This is a genomic window from Nocardioides sp. NPDC000445 (assembly GCF_040300245.1).
Taxonomy (GTDB): domain Bacteria; phylum Actinomycetota; class Actinomycetes; order Propionibacteriales; family Nocardioidaceae; genus Nocardioides.
In genome coordinates, this window is record NZ_JBEPDH010000021.1 from 56,959 (window position 1) to 73,876 (window position 16,918).

Sequence of the window (16,918 nt, forward strand, 5' to 3'; positions counted from 1 at the left end):
ATGAGGTTGTGAAGGGTAAAAGCCGCTTCGTTGTCCGATTTATGCAGACGTTCATGCAGAACCCTCGGCGTCGCTCGCGAGAGGCATCTGCATGGTCACCGTGCGACCTGCCTGGACGAAGATTCCGCGGCCTGCGGGGAAGTCGGTGCGCTTGAGCTTGCCGAACGGAACCTTGAACAGCGTGTCGCCGTCGTAGGTGTCCGGCTTGAGCACGATTCCCTGGCGAGCGGCCTTCCACTCACCCATGACGCCCGAGCCGCCGCCGGCTCGAGTGACGTCGGCGTCGCCGACGAAGAGGTGGTCGGAGTTGTTGATCGCCTGCAGCAGGGCGCGCATCGGACGGTCGGCGGGACCGTCGGCCAGGTGGGTGATGTCCTCGGCGACGATCATGATGCGGCCGGGGAAGGACTCGTCGGCGACGATCTCGGCGAGCTCGGTGACGAGCGCCTTCTCGTCGTCGGGGCGGGTGGCGCTGCGTACCCAGGGACGGAAGTCGCCGAGCATGGCACGACGGCTGCCGAGGTGGAACAGCTTCACCTCGGGGTCGAAGCGTTCCATGGACTCGACGAGCGCCTTGAGTACGTTGGTCTTGCCCGACTGCGGCGGGCCGGTGACGATGAACGAGCCGATCGGGTCGAAGCCGCGCGGCGCCAGGGTGTCGTCGGCGATACCGAAGACGGGCTGACCGTTGACCTGCGCGGGAAGCGACCGGCTGGAGATCTTCGTCGGCAGGGCACCGATCTCGCCGACCTCGGGAACACCCAGGGCACGCAGCTGCGAGACCAGCTCGTCGAGAGCCTTGGTCTGCTCGGCGACGTTGGTCGTCCCACCGAGAACGGCGAGCTGCACCTCGGCCTTGTCGACGACGGCGCGGCCGGGCACCGACTGCTCGTTGAGTACGTCCTTGGGTGCTCCGACCAGGACGTACTGGCTCGGGTCGGAGAGCCGCATGACGACACGGCGCGGGATGTTCGCGAAGACGGCCGTCGGGACGGACCCGGACCGGTCGGCGGTGATCACCGCGTGGATGCCGAGCGGGCGGCCCTCGCCGAGGACCCGCATGAAGGACTGGTAGAACGGCGCCCGGCCGGCGGCGATCTCCCACTCCTTCTTGAACTCGGGGTAGTTGTCGATCAGGAGCAGGATGCGCGGCATCGACTGGTCGGCGATCTCACGGTATTCGGTGAGGTTGGCGGCCGCGGCCTTGGAGAACAGCTCCGAGCGGCGGTCCATCTCCCGCTCGAGCGTGCGCATCAGCCGCTGCAGACGCTCGGCGTCGTCGCCGTCGATGATCGAGCCGACGTGCGGGAGACGCTCGATCGCGCCCAGCGCGCCGGAGGCGAAGTCGAGGCCGTAGACCTGGACCCGGCCCAGCTCCGGACGGGCGCCGGCGGCGGTCGCGATCGTCTTCAGCAGGGTCGACTTACCCGACCCGGACGAGCCGAAGATGAGCAGCGAGCCGTCGCGGTCGGGAGCGAAGTAGATCGCGTTCTGCTGCTGGCGCTCCGGGAGGTCGGCAAGACCCAGCAGGATCTGTCCGTCACCCTCCAGCGGCAGGTCGCGCATGTCGACCACGGACGCCAGGTCATCGAGCCACGGCCGCCGCGGGGTCATCAGACCGGCGGTGGCAGAGGCCTTGATCAGGTTGGCCACGATCCGCTTCTGGTCGTTGGGGCCGAGGTCCTCGTCGTGCGAGTCGCTCTCCGGCGGGCGCTCCGGCTCCCACTCCGTGATCGAACCGAACTTGAGCTCGGCCACCTTCACGTCGGCGGTGACGACTTCGTCATTGCGCGTCCAGCCACCGGCGTACGCGGACTGGAACGGGGTCAGGCGACCCGGTCCGGTCTTCGCGATGCCACGGCCCGGAAGGGAAGGCGGGAAGGTCCCGGCGATCGGGTCGTCGACGACGTCCTTGGAGTCGGTCTCGTCGGCCATACGCAGCGCGACGCGGAGGTTGGTGTTGGCCCGCAGGTTGTCCTTGATGACACCCGCCGGGCGCTGGGTCGCCATGATCAGGTGGATACCCAGCGAACGACCTCGCTGGGCGATGTCGACGACGCCGTCGACGAACTCCGGCACCTCACCGGCCAGTGCCGCGAACTCGTCGATGACGAGCACCAGCGCGGGCGGGCACTCCGGGTCCTGTCGCTTCTCCAGCTCGAGGAGGTCCTTGGCCTTCTTCCGGTTGAACAGGTGCTCGCGGTAGTGCAGCTCGGCCTTGAGGCTGGTCAGCGCACGGCGTACGAGGTGCGGGCTCAGGTCGGTCACCAGACCGACGCAGTGCGGCAGCTCGATGCAGTCCGCGAAGGCCGAGCCGCCCTTGTAGTCGACGAAGAGGAACGTCACCCGGTCGGGCGAGTGGGCCGAGGCGATCCCGAGCACCCACGCCTGCAGGAACTCGGACTTACCGGCACCGGTGGTGCCGCCGACGAGGGCGTGCGGGCCCTGCGTACGCAGGTCCAGCGTCATCGCGTCCGAGGCTCCCTGGCCGATGATGGCGCGCAGGTTGCCCGCCTTCTTCAGCCGCGGCCGCGGCCGGTCGGAGCGGTCGATGATCGAGTTGTTCTGCCGCCAGCGCTCCACCACGGAGTGCGGGTCCTCGGCGACCTCGTTGCCGACCAGCGACAGGAAGCCGACCGAGTTGGGGAGGTCGGAGGAGTCGTGGACGACGGTGCTGGCGTCCACCACCGGCGCGAGCCGCTTGGCGAACATGTCCATGTAGGCGTTGGAGACACCCTCGACGGTGACGCCCTCGTAGAGGTCGCCGTTGCGGACGAGCCCTACGGTGGCGCGCTCCAAGCCGTTGCTCACGTCCAGGAAGCTGCGGCACACCGCCGGCAGGGCCTCGACGGTGGAGGACATGAAGACCGCGTGTACGCCGACATCGGCGCCGCGCTCGAGGACCTGGACCAGCCGGGCCCGGTCGACCGGAGCGTCGTTGGTGACGAAGACGATGATGGAGACCTGCACCCGCGCGTTGGTCTCCTCCCCGGCCCGGGCGACGTCGGTCCCGAACTGCATCGGGTTCCACTTCTCCGGGAACGGGCCGCGGTGCTCAGCGGTCCGGCCGGCGCGCATGATGTATTCCTCCAGCGCGCTGAGCAGGGCGTTGGCCGTCGGCGCGGAGTCGGCCAGCGGCATGTCCTTGAACCGGTTGGTCTCCGAGGTGGTGTGCGGCAGCCACTTGAGCCACTCGAACTCCTCGACCCAGTCCGGGTCGGCGAAGGCGACGGTGACGACCTCGTTGGGCGCGTGCAGACCGAAGAGCTGCACCGCGAGTCCGCGCATCGCGTCGGCGGCCGGGCCGGCCGGCCCGGCGACACCGACAGAGCCCACCGCGGGGAGCGACTCCAGCAGCGGTACGTCGTCGACGTACTTGTAGCGCTCCTTCAGACGGTCGATCCGCTCGATGAACTCGGGCAGACCATTCTGGGTGTCACGCTCCGCGATCGAGTTGCGCGACAGCGCGCGAGTGGTGCCGAGTCGTACGGCCAGGAAGTTCCAGTGCTCGGGACGCCGGGTCCACAGCCGCGGACCGAGCTGCATCGCCTGCTCGAAGACCTCGGCGACCGCCGGGACCTCCTCGTTGCGAGCGAGCTCCTCCTCCGGCTTGCTGCGATAGAAGACCTCTTCCAGCTTCTCGAACTGCCGCTCGAAGAGCTCGATCTCGTGGTCCTGCTTCGCGCCGGCCTGGCGGTGCTGGTTGATGTAGTTACCGACCGCCATCATCGGGGTCATCACGACCAGCAGCAGCGCGCGGGCACGGCCGGTCATCGCGTAGATCGAGAGCGCCATGATGATCGGTGCGATCAGCACGAACCACGGGAACAGCTTCTTCTGCATCTCCGTCGGCATCCACGGCGGCGGGTGCTCGGTGCCGGGATAGCGGACGTCGACCCGCGGGCTGCGGTTGAAGAGCAGGCCGCCACCGCGCTCGAGCACCGGGTCCTCGACGGCGGAGAGGAAGTCGGCCGAGAGCTGCATGACCAGCGTGGTGCCACCGATGACGACCGGCGTGTCCGGCGCCAGACGTACGCGGGAGACCTGGGTGCCGTCGACGACGACGCCGTTGGCCGAGTTGAGGTCGACGAGCTCGACCGAGCGGTCCACCTCGATGCGGGCGTGACGCTTGGAGACCATCGGGTCGGCGAGCACGATCTCGTTCTCGGGACCGCGGCCGATCGAGGCGTGGCCGGTGGTCAGCGGGAACGCCTGCCCCCGCACCGGACCGTCGATCGCCCGGAGCACACCGACGCTCTTGCGCCGGGAGCCGGTCTGCTCGTTGTCGGGGCCCAGGTTGACGACCGCGGCCGCGAACCCCGACCCGATCGGCGCATCGCCGATGGGTACGTCGGGCTCGAGCGGCTCCATCCGGTCGGCGGTCGGCGGGGCGACGGCCAGAGTCAAGATGTCCTGCTCACCGGCGATCACGGAGCGCGCCGGGTCCGCGTCGGCGATGTGCCGAGCGACGTCACCAGCGGTGGCCGTGGAGTCGGCGGTGACGATCACATCCGCAGGCGCGACACCCGGCCGGTGCAGAGTGAGCTTGACCTTCATCCTTCGATCCCCTCGTCAACGTGCCAAAAGTCAATGCAGCCAGATGCCGCAGGTGGGATGGCGGTCACCCGCGACGCACCAGGGCCGAGCGGTCGCCGAACCGGATCATCGCGCCGACCGGTGCCAGCACCGGCTCCCACGCGTTCAGTCGTCGGGTGGCACCCTCGTGGATCACCACGGTGCCGTTGGTCGAGCCGCGGTCGGTGACCTCGACGCCGTCCCCGCTGGGGCGCAGCGAGAGGTGGGTCTTCGAGACCGACACGTCGATGATCGAGACCGTACGCGCGCCCAGCGTGTTCTCCGTCAGAGCCGGGTCGCGGCCGACGAGCACCAGGCCGGTCACCGGGATCCGCTCGCCGGAGTCGACCTTGAGCATGATGCCCCGCTCTCGCGGCGGCTGACCGCCGGACGTCGGCGGAGGGGTCGGGTGCGGCGTCGGAGTCGGGGTCGCGTGCGGCGTCGGAGCCGGAGTCACGTGCGGCGTCGGAGCCGGAGTCGGGTGCGGCGTCGGAGTCGGAGCCGGAGCCGGAGTCGGGTACGGCGTGGGGGTCGGCGTCGGAGGCGGCGGGGGCACCGCCTGGCTCTGGTTGGGGGTCACCGCGCGCGAGGGCGGGATCGCCGGGGTGACCGGCTTCGGGGCCACGGGGCCCGACGGCGGGGTCGCGAGCGCGCCACCAGGAGAGGCGCCCGCCTCGTCGTGCCTCGGCTTCGGGCGGGAGACGCCGAGCACGCCGGCGCTGACCCGCCCCGAGGGCCGGTAGCTGCCGGAGTCGTCGTCGTTGGGTGTGGTGAGTGAAGGCAGCGACTTCCGCTGTGCGACGGGCGCGGCCGCGACCGTCTTGCGGGCGATGCGCATCCGCTTCTCGTCGTAGGGGTCGAGGCCCTCGCGTACGTCGACCATCCAGGTCTCGGCGACCTTGTCGTGCCAGCCGCGGCTCCGCTGCTCCTTGTCGAACAGCGGCGAGGCGAGGAAGACGATCGGCGCGATCGGGATGATCCCGGAGCCCCAGAGCACCAACGCGCGGAGGAAGGCGCGGCCGACGCCCGGCCGCTCGAGCGTCTTGACGTTGATCGAGCGGATTCCGGCGACGGACTTGCCCAGCGTGACCCCGCGACGGCCGTGGAAGACGATCTGGACGATGACGAAGATCAGGCTCAGCAGCACGGTGGCGCCGCCCGCGATCGCCGCCAGCATGAAGTCGGGGTGGCTCAGGAACCGGGCGAAGCCGAACTTGCCCTGGGCGAGCTTCAGCAGCAGCGGGAGCGTGAAGACTAGGTAGGGGACCTGCAGGAGCAGGTAGCAGACGATGTCGACGGCGGCCGCGACCGCACGACGGCCCAGCGGCGCGTCCTTCAGACCGAGCGAGGCGGCGTAGGCCGGATCCGGCTTTCCGTCGGCGGTGAGACCCTCGATCCGGTCGTCATTTTCGGCGACCTCCCATATCTCCACCGCAAGAACTCCCTCACGCCCGATGTCCGAGTATTTTTCGGCGCTGACCAACAACGCCAGAAGGCTACCGGAATGTCCCGGCTCGGGCGCGATGGTGTCTGGCAGGATCGACGTATGTCAACACCCTCCGGGCCATCCGGGAGCCTCGAGCGCATCGTCTTCTCGGACGGCAGCACCGCCGATCTCGTTCGCAAGGAGGACGGCTGGGCGATCCAGATCGACGGCGTCGCTCAGTCCCACCTCGGGGAGGACCCGGCGCAACCGCCGAAGCTCGCCTCGATCCGGTGGATGCTGGCTGCGCTCGGGGACCAGGCGCCCCGCAGCGTGGCCCACCTGGGTGGGGCGCTGCTCGCCCTCCCCCGTGCGGTCGCCCACCGATGGCCCGCGACCACGCAGACGGTCGTGGAGATCGAGCCCGCGCTGGTCGAGCTGACCAGGTCACGGTTCCCGCTTCCGCCGGGGATCACCATGGCGACCGCCGAGGCACGTTCATGGCTCGAGGCTCACCGGGGTTCGGAGCACGATGCCATCGTCATCGACATCTTCGTCGGCAACCGGATCCCGCCGGCGTTCACCTCGCTGGAGTGCATGACCGCGGCACGCGACGCGCTGCGCGAGGACGGTCGGCTCGTGCTGAACTCCGTCGCCGGCCCCGAGCTGCTCTTCACCCGTCGTGAGCTCGCGACATTGCGTACGGTCTTCGGGCATGTCGCGATGATCGTGCAGGGATCCGCGCTCGCGGGAGCGAGGTTCGGCAATGCCACCCTGATCGCCTCGGCGGCCCCGATCGACGGCGAGGCGATCCGCGCCGCGCTCGCCGGCGACCCGTCGAAGGGCGCGCTGGTGACCGACCTCGACCCGATCGTCGACGGCGCCGACCCGATCAGCGATGCCGACCAGCTCTGGTCCCCGGAGCCGAACCTTCCCGACGCGAGCGCCGCGCTGCGGCTCCTCGAGCAGGCCCGCCAGGCCGTCGACACGCTCAGATCCACCGCCGACTGAGGCTCCATCGCCTTTGTCTAGCGAGATTCGGCCCTATCGCTCGGCAGATACCGCGACAGGCATCGCCAGCCATTTCTTTTACCGAAACCGGCTTGTAACGTTCAAACAACCTGCTTGCGACGTGCGGGCGGGATGCTTGATGCGCAGGACAAACCACGATGCACACCATCTATCCGTTGTAGGGGGGACCTCGATGGAAACACTCACCGCCACCCAGCCTGAGGCCAACGGTGCTGCGAAGCAGCACAGCCTCAAGTTCCGTCACGCCAGTGCCCTGACGAAGCTCATGGACGAGCGCCAGGACCTGCGCGGTGTTCACGTGTTCGCCGACTTCGTCGACGACTCGGTGCGCTGGTCCGCGTGACCAGCAGCTGAACGGGGGATCCACGATCCCGTTGCGCAAGGCCCGGCCGACGACGGCCGGGCCTTCGCTCATTTCCGGGCGTTCGACTAGGAGCTGCGGTGGACGATCCGGCCGCCGACCGTGGTCAGCACGACCCCACCGTGAGCGATCGCGGCGAGATCTCCGACCGAGGCCCGGAGCGGGTCGATGTCGAGGACGGCCAGGTCGCCGCGTGATCCGGGAGCAACCGTGGGCTGACCGTCGACCGACGCCGCCAACGCCTCCTGGACGGTGAGCGCCTGCTCCGGGTGCCACGGCTCCTTGCCGTCCCGCGAGCGCCCGACGGCGGCCGCGATGGCCAGCCACGGATCGAGCGGCGCGACCGGAGCATCCGACCCGAGCGCGACCCGCACTCCTTCGTCGAGCATCCAGCGGGTCGCGAAGCAGCGGTCCTCCCGCCCCGGCCAGACGTCCTCGGTCATCTCGCGGTCGTCGAGGATGTGCGCCGGCTGCACCGATGCGGTGATCCCGAGCCGAGCCATCAGCGGCAGGTCATCGCGACGTACGAGCTGGGCGTGCTCGATGCTTCCGCGTGCCCCCGTCGTCGCGTACGCCGCCAGTGCCTCCGACACCGCCCGGTCACCGATCGCGTGCGTGGCCACCTCGAGACCGGCAGCGTGCGCCTTCCCCAGGAGTCCCTGCAGCTCGTCCAGTGACTGGTTCGGCGCTCCGCAGCTGTCCGGGTCGTCGGCGTACGGGTCGCAGCACCACGCGGTCCGCGTGCCCAGCGACCCGTCGCTGATGATCTTGAGCGGTCCCATCGTCAGCCGGTCCTCGCCGGGGAGCAGCCGGTCCCCCGTACGCAGCCCCTCGGCGATCGCCTCGTCGAGCTGGTCGGCGTACGTCGCGACCCGGATCCGCAGCAGGTCGCAGCCGGACGCCCACCGCGAGCGCCAGTCGTCGAGCCGGATGCCGACCTCGAAGTCGGTCATCCCGACCACCCCGAGCGCGGCGGTCCGGGCCAGCATCCGTCGGTAGGCGGCGGGCGTGCTCCCGTTGGACTCGAAGAGCTCCGCAACCCGCGGATAGGTCTCGAACCACTCCGTCTCCTCCACCATGTCCTCCCGGCGCGGCAGGTCCACGGCGTCGAGCGCAGCGGTGTTCAGCCAGGCGTGATGGAAGTCGTGGTTGACCAGGATCGCGGGGATGCCACCGGTGACCGAGTCGAGCTCGGAGACCGTGCCCCAGCGGTCCCAGGTGCCGGCCGAGTGGCCCATCCCGACGATCGCCTCACCCGGCCCGACCTCGCGCGCGGCAGCGGCGACCCGCGCCAGCGCCTCAGCGGGCGAACGGGTGCCGTGCAGGTCCAGCCTGCTGGCCTTCAGCGTCCACTGGCCGAGGTGGGTGTGGGCGTCCCACAGACCCGGCACGAGCCAGCGCCCACCGGCGTCGTACGCCTCGACACCCTCCGGTCGGGACAGGCCTTCTCCGACCGCCGACACGACACCGTCGGCGACGAGAACGTCAACCACCCCGGCAGGCACGGTCGCCTGGGGTGAGAGCGGAACGATACGTACGTTCCGAAGGAGAAGGTCGGGCATGAGCAGACGATAAGGAGTCTGCCCATGCTCGAGCCAATCAGATACCGAGGAGCCTCAGCGGCGCTTGAAGATTCCCCTGACGAGCTCCCTCGCGGCGGTGCGCGCGGCCTGCTTGAAGGCGGTCGACTTCACCACCGTCTCGATCATCGAGTCGTCGTCGTCACGCGACCGCGATCGGGACCCGGAGGACTTCTTCGAGGCGGTCTTCTGAGCCGTCTTCTGGGCGGCCTTCTCCTCCGCCTCGGCCGCGCGTGCGGCCGCTGCCGCGTCCGTCTTCGCCTTGACCTGGTCGACGGCCGACTCGACCTCGACGGACGCGGTGTACTTCGCCGCCAGGGGCGACGCCGCGACGGCGGCTTCCATCGCGGCGGCGTCCGCAGGAGCCATCAGCGACTCGGGGGCGCGCAGCCGCGTCCAGGCGACCGGCGTCGGTGCGCCGCGCTCGTTCATGACGGTCACGATCGCCTCGCCGATGCCGAGCGTCTGGATGACCGCGCCGAGGTCGTCGTAGGAGGAGGTCGGGTAGGTGTTGACGCTGGCCTTGAGGGCCTTGGCGTCGTTGGGCGTGGCGACCCGCAGCTGGTGCTGGATACGCGAGCCGAGCTGGCCGAGCACGTCGTCGGGGACGTCGGTCGGCTTCTGGGTTACGAAGAAGACCCCGACACCCTTGGAGCGGATCAGCCGGACGGTGTTGGTGATCTGGTCGAGGAACGCGTCGGAGGCGTCGTTGAAGAGCAGGTGCGCCTCGTCGAAGAAGAAGACCAGCTTCGGCTTGTCGACGTCACCGACCTCGGGCAGCGCCCGGAAGAGCTCGGCGAGCAGCCACATCAGGAAGGTCGAGAAGATCGCCGGCCGGTCCTGCAGGTTGGGCAGCTCCAACAGCGAGATGATCCCGGCGTCCCCGTCGTTGCGTACGAAATCCGTGACCGCGAAGGCCGGCTCACCGAAGAACTCGTCCGCGCCCTGGTCGGCGAAGGCGATGAGCGTACGCAGGATCACCCCTGTCGTCGCCGACGAGAGGCCGCCCAGGCCCTTGAGATCGGCCTTGCCCTCGTCGGAGACCAACCACTGCAGCACCGCCCGCAGGTCGTCGAGGCCGACCAGCTTCAGGCCGGCCTTCTCGGCGTAGTGGAAGACGAGACCGAGCGAGGACTCCTGGGTCTCGTTGAGATCGAGGACCTTGGAGAGGAGCGTCGGGCCGAAGGCGTCGACGGTGACCCGGACCGGGATGCCGGTGCCCTCACCGCCGAGCGCGAAGAACTCGACCGGGAACCCGCGCGCCTGCCACGCCTGCCCGACGGATGCCGCCCGTGCGGTCAGCTTCTCGCTGGACTCGCCCGGCACGGACAGACCGGAGAGGTCGCCCTTGATGTCGGCTGCGAACACCGGGACCCCGGCTGCGGAGAGCTGCTCGGCGAGCAGCTGCAGGGTCTTCGTCTTGCCCGTGCCGGTCGCCCCGGCGACCAGCCCATGCCGGTTCAGCATCCCCAGGGGAATGCGAATCGGCGTCTCCAACAACGTCTCAGCGTCCGCCATGAGGCCCCCGAGCTCGAGGGCGGAACCCTCGAATTGGTAGCCGGGCCCGACCGCTTCTGAGAGAGCAGCAGCATCCGTCATGACCAGGACTCTATGTTGGGATTTGGTCGGGGGGCGATACAGTCACGAGGGTGATCTTCAAGCGTGTCGGCGATTCTCGCCCCTACCCTGACCATGGTCTGACGACCAAGGGGTGGGCCGCGCTGCCTCCTCGGACGGTCCGCCTCGACGAGCTGGTGACCACGAAGGACACCCTCCAGCTGGTGGCTCTGCTCAACGAGGACTCGACGTTCTTCGGCGACCTCTTCGCCCATGTCGTGGAGTGGAACGGCGAGCTCTATCTCGAGGACGGGCTCCACCGGGCCCTCCGCGCGGCGCTCCAGCAGCGCAACGTCCTGCACGCCCGCGTGCACAGCCTCGGTTAGCGCGTTCCGAGCGGTTAGGCTCGGCGTCATGCTCGATTCGGCCCTCACGGGACTTCGTACGTTCATCATCCTCGCCGTCCTAGCGGCCGCGGTCGCTCTGGCCGGCGCCTGGGGATGGAAGGCGATGACCGCGCCCTTCCCGCAGAAGGTCGACGTCGGACCGTGCGTGGACGCGCCGGTCAAGAAGGGCTCCAAGGTCTACCCGTCGCAGGTGGTCGTGACCGTGCTCAACGCGAGCACGCGCGCCGGGCTCGCCACCCGGGCGATGACGGACCTCGTCGACGCGGGCTTCGTCAAGGGCTCCACCGGCAACGCGCCCAGCGGCACCAAGCTGAAGACCGTCGAGGTGTGGACGCCCGACAAGAACGCTCCTTCAGCCGCGCTCGTCGCGAGCTGGCTCGGTGACGCGAAGATCGTGGAGACCAAGTCGGACATCCCGGGCATCGTGGTCGTGACTGGCGAGAACTTCCCCAAGGTCACCGGCGGCGACAAGACCGTCACGGCCAAGGCGGACGCCACGATCTGCAGCCCTCCGGTCGAATAAGGCGTACGCCTCCGCTCAGCGCAGCCAGCCCGCGAGCCGGCCCTTCCGGCTGACCATCTCGAGGCGCCGCTCCGCGAGCTCACGCTGGTGGCGGGGTACGACGACCAGGACGACGTCACGGGCGCGGAGGACCGTGGTCTCCTCCGGAACCAGGGTCCGTCCGTCGCGGATCAGCAGCGACACCGACGACCCCGTGGGCAGCCGGAGCTCGCTGACCTCGACGCCGTGCAGGCGCGACTCGCGCGGGATCCGGAGTTGGATCAGGTCCGCCGCGATCTGCTCCAGCGGCGCGACATCGAGGTCGAGCGAGCGCGGGTCGTTGGGACGAGCGACCCCGAGCACGCGGGCGACCCACGGCAGTGTCGGACCGGTCAGCAGCGTGTAGACGACGACCATCACGAAGACCAGGTCGAAGAGGTCCTCGGCGCCGTCGACACCCGCGGCCAGGGGGATGGTGGTGAGCACGACCGGCACCGCGCCACGCAACCCCGCCCAGGAGACGAACACGGTCTCCCGCCACGTCATCCGGGAGACCACCGTGCTGACCAGCACGGATGTGGGCCGGGCGATGAAGGTCAGGATCAGGCCGGCGGCGAGCGCGAGGCCGATCGTCTGGAGGTCGATACGTCCCGGGGACAACAGCAGCCCGAGCATCACGAAGAGCCCGATCTGGGCCAGCCAGGCGACCCCCTCGGCGAAGGACCGGGTGGCGCCACGGTGGGGCAGGTCGGAGTTGCCGAGCAGGAGTGCGGCCACGTAGATCGCCGCGAAGCCGGACCCGTGCAGCCACGCCGCTCCGCCGTATGCCAGGAAGGCCAGCGTCATCACCGCCAGCGGATAGAGACCGGCGGAGGGCAGCGCGGCCCTCCGCATCAGCCACGCTCCACCGAAGCCGACGAGCAGGCCGACCACGATGCCCAGCAGCAGCTCGCCGACCACGATCCCGGCCACGACGACCGGATGGTGCTCAGCGATCGCCCCGCTGGCGATCAGCGTCACGATCACCACGGTGGGGGCGTCGTTCAGCCCCGACTCCGCCTCGAGGACACCGGTCAGCCTCTTGGGCAGCGGCACAACCCGCAGCACCGAGAACACCGCCGCCGCGTCGGTCGGCGAGGTCACCGCCCCCAGCAGGAACGCCAGCTGCCAGGAGAGCCCGAGCAGATAGTGCGCACCCACGGCGACGATCCCGATCGAGATCACCACCCCGACCGTGGCCAGCATCAGCCCGAGCCCGAAGGCGGGACGTACGTCCTTCCACGACGTCGTCAGACCACCTTCGGCCAGGATCAGCGCCAGCGCTCCGAAGCCGACGGCGTGCGCGAGCGCTGCGTCGTCGAACCGGATCCCGAGCACCGACTCACCGAGCAGGACGCCCATCAGCAGGTAGATCAGCAGCGACGGGAGCCCGGCCTTCGTCGACATCCGCACCGCGAGGATCGCCAGGAGCGTGACCAGCGAGCCGATCAGCACGAACAGGTCGAACTGGTGGACGTCGAAACTCATGTGTGCCGGGCCCCCCTCCGACCTCTGGATCTGCATCCTAGTGTTTGCTCCCATGGACCGTCTGACTGTCGCCCAACGCGCGAACGTGCCTCCTTTTCACGTGATGGACATGCTCGAGCGAGCGGCGCAGCGGCAGCGGACGTACGGCGATCTCATCTCGCTCACCTCGGGGCAGCCGTCCACAGGAGCGCCGCAGGCGGTCAGCGCCGAGGCGGTGCGGCTGCTGCAGAGCGGTGACCCGCTGGGCTATACGCCGGCGACGGGGATCCTCGAGCTGCGCCAGGCGATCGCGGGGCACCATCGGGCATGGCACGGGATCGACGTCTCCCCCGAGGACGTCGTCGTGACCACGGGCGCGAGCGGCGGCTTCCTGGCGTCGTTCCTGGCGGCGTTCGACACCGGGGACCGGGTGGCGATGGCCCGGCCGTCCTATCCCTGCTACCGCAATGTGCTCGCGGCACTCGGGTGCGAGGTCGTGGAGATCCCGACCGGTGCGGCCGAGCGCTTCCAGCCGACCGTCGAGCAGGTGCGGGAGCTGCACGAGCGCGTCGGCCTGAGGGGGCTCGTGGTGGCCAGTCCGGCCAACCCGACCGGCACGATGCTGCTGCCCGAGGAGCTGGCCGCGCTGGCTCGCTACTGCGAGGAGGCCGGGATCCAGCTGATCTCGGACGAGATCTACCACGGGCTGACCTACGGCGGTGACGGCAGCCGGGGCCGCAGCGCCTGGGAGACCTCGCGCGACGCGGTCGTGTTCGGCTCGTTCTCGAAGTACTTCTCGATGACCGGCTGGCGCATCGGCTGGCTGCTCGCGCCCGCCCACCTGCGGCGCGCGATCGACGTCCTGGTCGGCAACTTCACCATCTGCCCGCCGACCCTCGCCCAGCATGCCGCGGTGGCGGCGTTCACCCCGGACGCGTACGCCGAGCTCGACGGTCACGTCACCCGCTACGCGACCAACCGCGGGGTGCTCCTGGACGGCCTCCGTTCCCTCGGTGTCACCGAGATGGCCCCAGCCGACGGCGCCTTCTACGTCTACGCCGACGTCAGCCGCTGGACCGACGACACCATGGCCTGGTGCCACCAGATCCTCGACCGCACGGGCGTCGCGATGGCTCCCGGCGTCGACTTCGACCCGGTCGACGGACACCGCTTCGTACGTCTCTCCTTCGCCGGCTCCGCCGCCGAGATCGAGCAGGGCCTCGACCGCCTCTCCACCGTCCTGCGATAGGGCGTCGCGAGCGAATTTGAGAAAGTTCACGATTTTACGTTTAGAACCGCTCCAGCGGGGTAGGACCATCACAGAGACCTGTCCGAGGAGGGATATGTACGGCGACAGCGACGTGATCCGTCGTCGGGTGAGCAGTCTGCGAGAGCAGGCGGGCGACATCCGCGCGAGTGCCGACAAGCTGGTGGTGCAGGCTGAGGCGGTGCCTTGGCACGGTCGGGCTGCCGAGTCCCTTCGTGGGCGGATGAAGGAGCGTGCCACCGCGCTGCGGAGCTCGGCTGAGAAGCATGATCGGGCAGCCGACGCCCTGGCCAAGCACCTCCATCAGGTCGACCTGTTCAAGGAGCAGATCGCCGAGGCACAGGCACGCGCCGAGGCGCTGCTCGCCGAGGACAAGCTCGACGGATTCGAGGCCCCTGAGCCGGGCCACAAGGACTGGCTGGAGGTCACCTTCCGATGACCACGATCGACCTGGGCCCCGCTCCGGCGGCGCCGACAGAGCCGTGGGCGGGTGTGCCCCGCCGCGTCGGCCTGACCCTGCCCGAGCTGACCCATGCCTGCGAGACCATCGGGGCCCCGCTCCCGTTCGAGGTCGCGACGCACCGTGATGACGGTCTCGACGCCCGCTTGGGGCAGACCCGCTCGGCAGCCGAGGCCGAGGCCCTGGCCCGCGCCGTCGCCGGCTTCGGCGAGGGCAGCACCTCGCTACAGCGCCGCGATCTCCTCGACGCCGACGGGACCCTCGACGCCGGGATCGCCGGTGCGCTGGGGCTGCTGGCGACCCCGGAGGTGGTCATCGACCTCGATGTCGTCGTCGACGGCCTCCGTGGCCGTGCCTGGCACCGGCAGAAGGGTGAGGCAGCCGCCTCATTGGCCACCGTGGACGGGCTCGTCTTCGAGCTCTCCTGGTATCCCTCGGCGGCCTGGTCGACCGAGCTCGGCCGCACCGCGACGCTGCCGAGTGACACCGCCCTGCTGGCCTCGGCGGTGCCCGAGCAGCTGGAGGTCCCGTTCGCGACCGCAGACGCTGTCTTCGAGGCGCTGCGCACCGGGCGTGGCGACCTGGTGCCGGTGCTGACCGAGGGCGACGTCGTCGTCTCGCGGGCCCTCGAGGCGCTGTCCAACGAGGCCCACGGCCGGCTGCGCGCCATCGTCGCGACCACCGCCGACCCGGAGAACCCGCTGATCGGCACGGTCTCCTGGACGCTGGTCAACGACGGCTGGCGTTCGATGCGTACGGTGTCGCTCGATGGGGAGCTGACCCTGCTGATCACCAGTGTCGAGCCGTCCGAGCTCGCTGCAGACCTTGCCCCTGTTCTCGCGGAGGTGGCTCGATGAGTCCTTCGTCCAACGATCCGATCAACCGCCTGGGACCGCTCCCGGGTGGCGCCCCCGACTCGGTGCCGCCGCCCGCGGGCCCGGAGGACAAGTACGAGCAGATCCTCGGCCTGGCCGGCTCCATCGGCGATGCCGGCGCGCAGCTGCGCGAGTGGGCCGAGCTCGGGCATGCGATCCTGGCCGACGACGATGTCACCTCCTCCGCCGACCTCTCCGCGAAGACCTGGGAGCCGGCCGAGGAGGAGATCCGGGCCGCGACCTCCGAGAAGGGTGGCGTCCTCGGACTCGGCCAGGCGCTCGAGGCCGATGCGCTCTCGGTGCGGGCGACCGTACAGACCTACCGCTGGATCGACGAGCTCCAGGCCGCTGCCCGCAGCAAGCTGGGCGCCATCGCGGCCAACGCGCTCGACTACCTCGCCCCCGAGGTCGAGCTCGGTGGGTCGCTGCTGTCCGCCGGCCTGATCGAGACCGACGCGCTCGACCGTGAGGGCGTCACCGCCTATCTCGGCGAGCTCGCCCAGGGTCATCCCGAGCTGATGGACCACATCGCCACAGGCGGCGGTCTGCTCGAGTCGCTCGAGCTGCGCTCGCTGCTCACCGCCGACTTCCCGCGTGGGGACGACGCCGGGGCGGCCACCGCGGGCGCGCTGCGCGCCGCCGGGATCGACGCGTTCGCGACCGACGCCGGGCACGCACTGCGCGACATCGGCGGCGCGCTGGCCTCCACCGAGGAGGACACCGCGGCCAGCGACGTCACCGCCGCCACCCCGGCCAGCATCGAGGAGCTGATCCGCACCCTCGAGGCCACCGAGACCGGTGTCGCGGTCCAGAAGACGGCGCCCGGCCGCTACATCGCCTATCTGCCGGGTCCGTACGCCGGCAGCCGGCGCCTGCGGCTCGTCTCCGGTGACCTCTCCGACTACATCACCACCGCGTCGAGGACCATCGAGAAGGCGGTCGAGGCCGGCTCCCACGTGATGCTCGTCGGCGCCGCGGCCGGAGGCACCGCGGCGGCCGCGATCGCGGCGGCGGCCGGGGGTGCGTACGTCGTGGATCAGGTCGTCACCGTGGGTGCTCCTGGCGCGGCAGCGCCGCGGGTTCCGGAGACCACGCGGGTGCTGTCGCTGGAGGACCGCTCCGACCCGGTCGCGCTCCTCGGCGGTCTCATCAACGCGGGTGTCGGACACCGGTTCACGGTCGTCTACGACGGCACCACGGCGGAGGAGAGCCACTACATCGCCGGCGGGCGGGCTGCGGACAACGCCGCCCACGGCGAGCTCCGTGACGAGATCGGACGGATCCGCAGTCTGGGATACCTCGGCTGAGCTGTGGGCTTGCCTCGATGACGTGAATCGATACGGTGTAGGTCGCCCTCGGCACCATCCCCGACC

Annotated in this window: 13 protein-coding genes; 8 read left to right on the forward strand and 5 right to left on the reverse strand. The window is 69.9% G+C overall.

Annotated features, from left to right (window positions below):
• Positions 1-51 precede the first annotated feature (51 nt).
• Both ABT304_RS24565 and ABT304_RS24570 read right to left on the reverse strand, forming a co-directional pair.
• The gene (locus ABT304_RS24565) at positions 52-4,557 is read right to left on the reverse strand and encodes a type VII secretion EssC family protein (protein WP_350719218.1); all 4,506 of its coding nucleotides are present in this window, start codon (positions 4,555-4,557) and stop codon (positions 52-54) included.
• A 64-nt stretch (positions 4,558-4,621) separates the two neighbouring features.
• The gene (locus ABT304_RS24570; protein ID WP_350719219.1) at positions 4,622-6,007 is read right to left on the reverse strand and encodes an RDD family protein; all 1,386 of its coding nucleotides are present in this window, start codon (positions 6,005-6,007) and stop codon (positions 4,622-4,624) included.
• A 114-nt stretch (positions 6,008-6,121) separates the two neighbouring features.
• On the opposite strand from ABT304_RS24570, the gene ABT304_RS24575 reads away from it, so the two are divergent.
• Positions 6,122-7,009 carry a spermidine synthase gene (locus ABT304_RS24575; protein WP_350719221.1) on the forward strand — a complete coding sequence of 296 codons (888 nt, stop codon included), beginning with the start codon at positions 6,122-6,124 and terminating at the stop codon, positions 7,007-7,009.
• A gap of 193 nt (positions 7,010-7,202) precedes the next feature.
• The gene (locus ABT304_RS24580; protein ID WP_201451161.1) at positions 7,203-7,373 is read left to right on the forward strand and encodes a hypothetical protein; all 171 of its coding nucleotides are present in this window, start codon (positions 7,203-7,205) and stop codon (positions 7,371-7,373) included.
• Between the two features lie 86 nt (positions 7,374-7,459).
• Here ABT304_RS24580 and ABT304_RS24585 read toward each other — a convergent pair whose 3' ends face one another.
• Both ABT304_RS24585 and ABT304_RS24590 read right to left on the reverse strand, forming a co-directional pair.
• Positions 7,460-8,953: an amidohydrolase gene (locus ABT304_RS24585; RefSeq protein ID WP_350719223.1), complete on the reverse strand. Its 1,494-nt coding sequence runs from the start codon at positions 8,951-8,953 to the stop codon at positions 7,460-7,462.
• A 54-nt stretch (positions 8,954-9,007) separates the two neighbouring features.
• On the reverse strand, positions 9,008-10,570 hold the full coding sequence (locus tag ABT304_RS24590) for a helicase HerA-like domain-containing protein (RefSeq protein WP_350719225.1): 1,563 nt from the start codon (positions 10,568-10,570) through the stop codon (positions 9,008-9,010).
• Between the two features lie 50 nt (positions 10,571-10,620).
• Here ABT304_RS24590 and ABT304_RS24595 point away from each other — a divergent pair, with 50 nt between their 5' ends.
• Together ABT304_RS24595 and ABT304_RS24600 are read left to right on the forward strand one after the other, a co-directional pair.
• Entirely contained in the window at positions 10,621-10,914 is a 294-nt protein-coding gene (locus tag ABT304_RS24595) for a type II toxin-antitoxin system VapB family antitoxin (protein ID WP_045551249.1), read from the forward strand.
• A gap of 28 nt (positions 10,915-10,942) precedes the next feature.
• The gene (locus tag ABT304_RS24600; protein ID WP_350719227.1) at positions 10,943-11,458 is read left to right on the forward strand and encodes a LytR C-terminal domain-containing protein; all 516 of its coding nucleotides are present in this window, start codon (positions 10,943-10,945) and stop codon (positions 11,456-11,458) included.
• A gap of 15 nt (positions 11,459-11,473) precedes the next feature.
• On the opposite strand, the gene ABT304_RS24605 is transcribed toward ABT304_RS24600, so the two are convergent.
• Positions 11,474-12,964: a potassium/proton antiporter gene (locus tag ABT304_RS24605; protein ID WP_350719229.1), complete on the reverse strand. Its 1,491-nt coding sequence runs from the start codon at positions 12,962-12,964 to the stop codon at positions 11,474-11,476.
• Positions 12,965-13,016: 52 nt separating this feature from the next.
• Between ABT304_RS24605 and ABT304_RS24610 the strand changes: the two genes are divergently transcribed.
• From ABT304_RS24610 to ABT304_RS24625, 4 genes are all read left to right on the forward strand, one after another.
• Complete coding sequence (locus tag ABT304_RS24610) at positions 13,017-14,192, forward strand: pyridoxal phosphate-dependent aminotransferase (RefSeq protein ID WP_350719230.1); 1,176 nt, start codon at positions 13,017-13,019, stop codon at positions 14,190-14,192.
• 94 nt (positions 14,193-14,286) lie between these two features.
• A complete protein-coding gene (locus ABT304_RS24615; protein WP_350719232.1) occupies positions 14,287-14,649 on the forward strand; it encodes a hypothetical protein in 363 nt (120 codons plus the stop codon).
• A complete protein-coding gene (locus tag ABT304_RS24620; RefSeq protein ID WP_350719234.1) occupies positions 14,646-15,527 on the forward strand; it encodes a hypothetical protein in 882 nt (293 codons plus the stop codon). The genes ABT304_RS24615 and ABT304_RS24620 overlap by 4 nt, the downstream gene beginning before the upstream one ends.
• Positions 15,524-16,852 (forward strand): hypothetical protein, encoded by a 1,329-nt coding sequence (locus ABT304_RS24625; RefSeq protein WP_350719236.1) that lies wholly within the window; start codon positions 15,524-15,526, stop codon positions 16,850-16,852. The genes ABT304_RS24620 and ABT304_RS24625 overlap by 4 nt, the downstream gene beginning before the upstream one ends.
• The last annotated feature ends 66 nt before the right edge of the window (positions 16,853-16,918 follow it).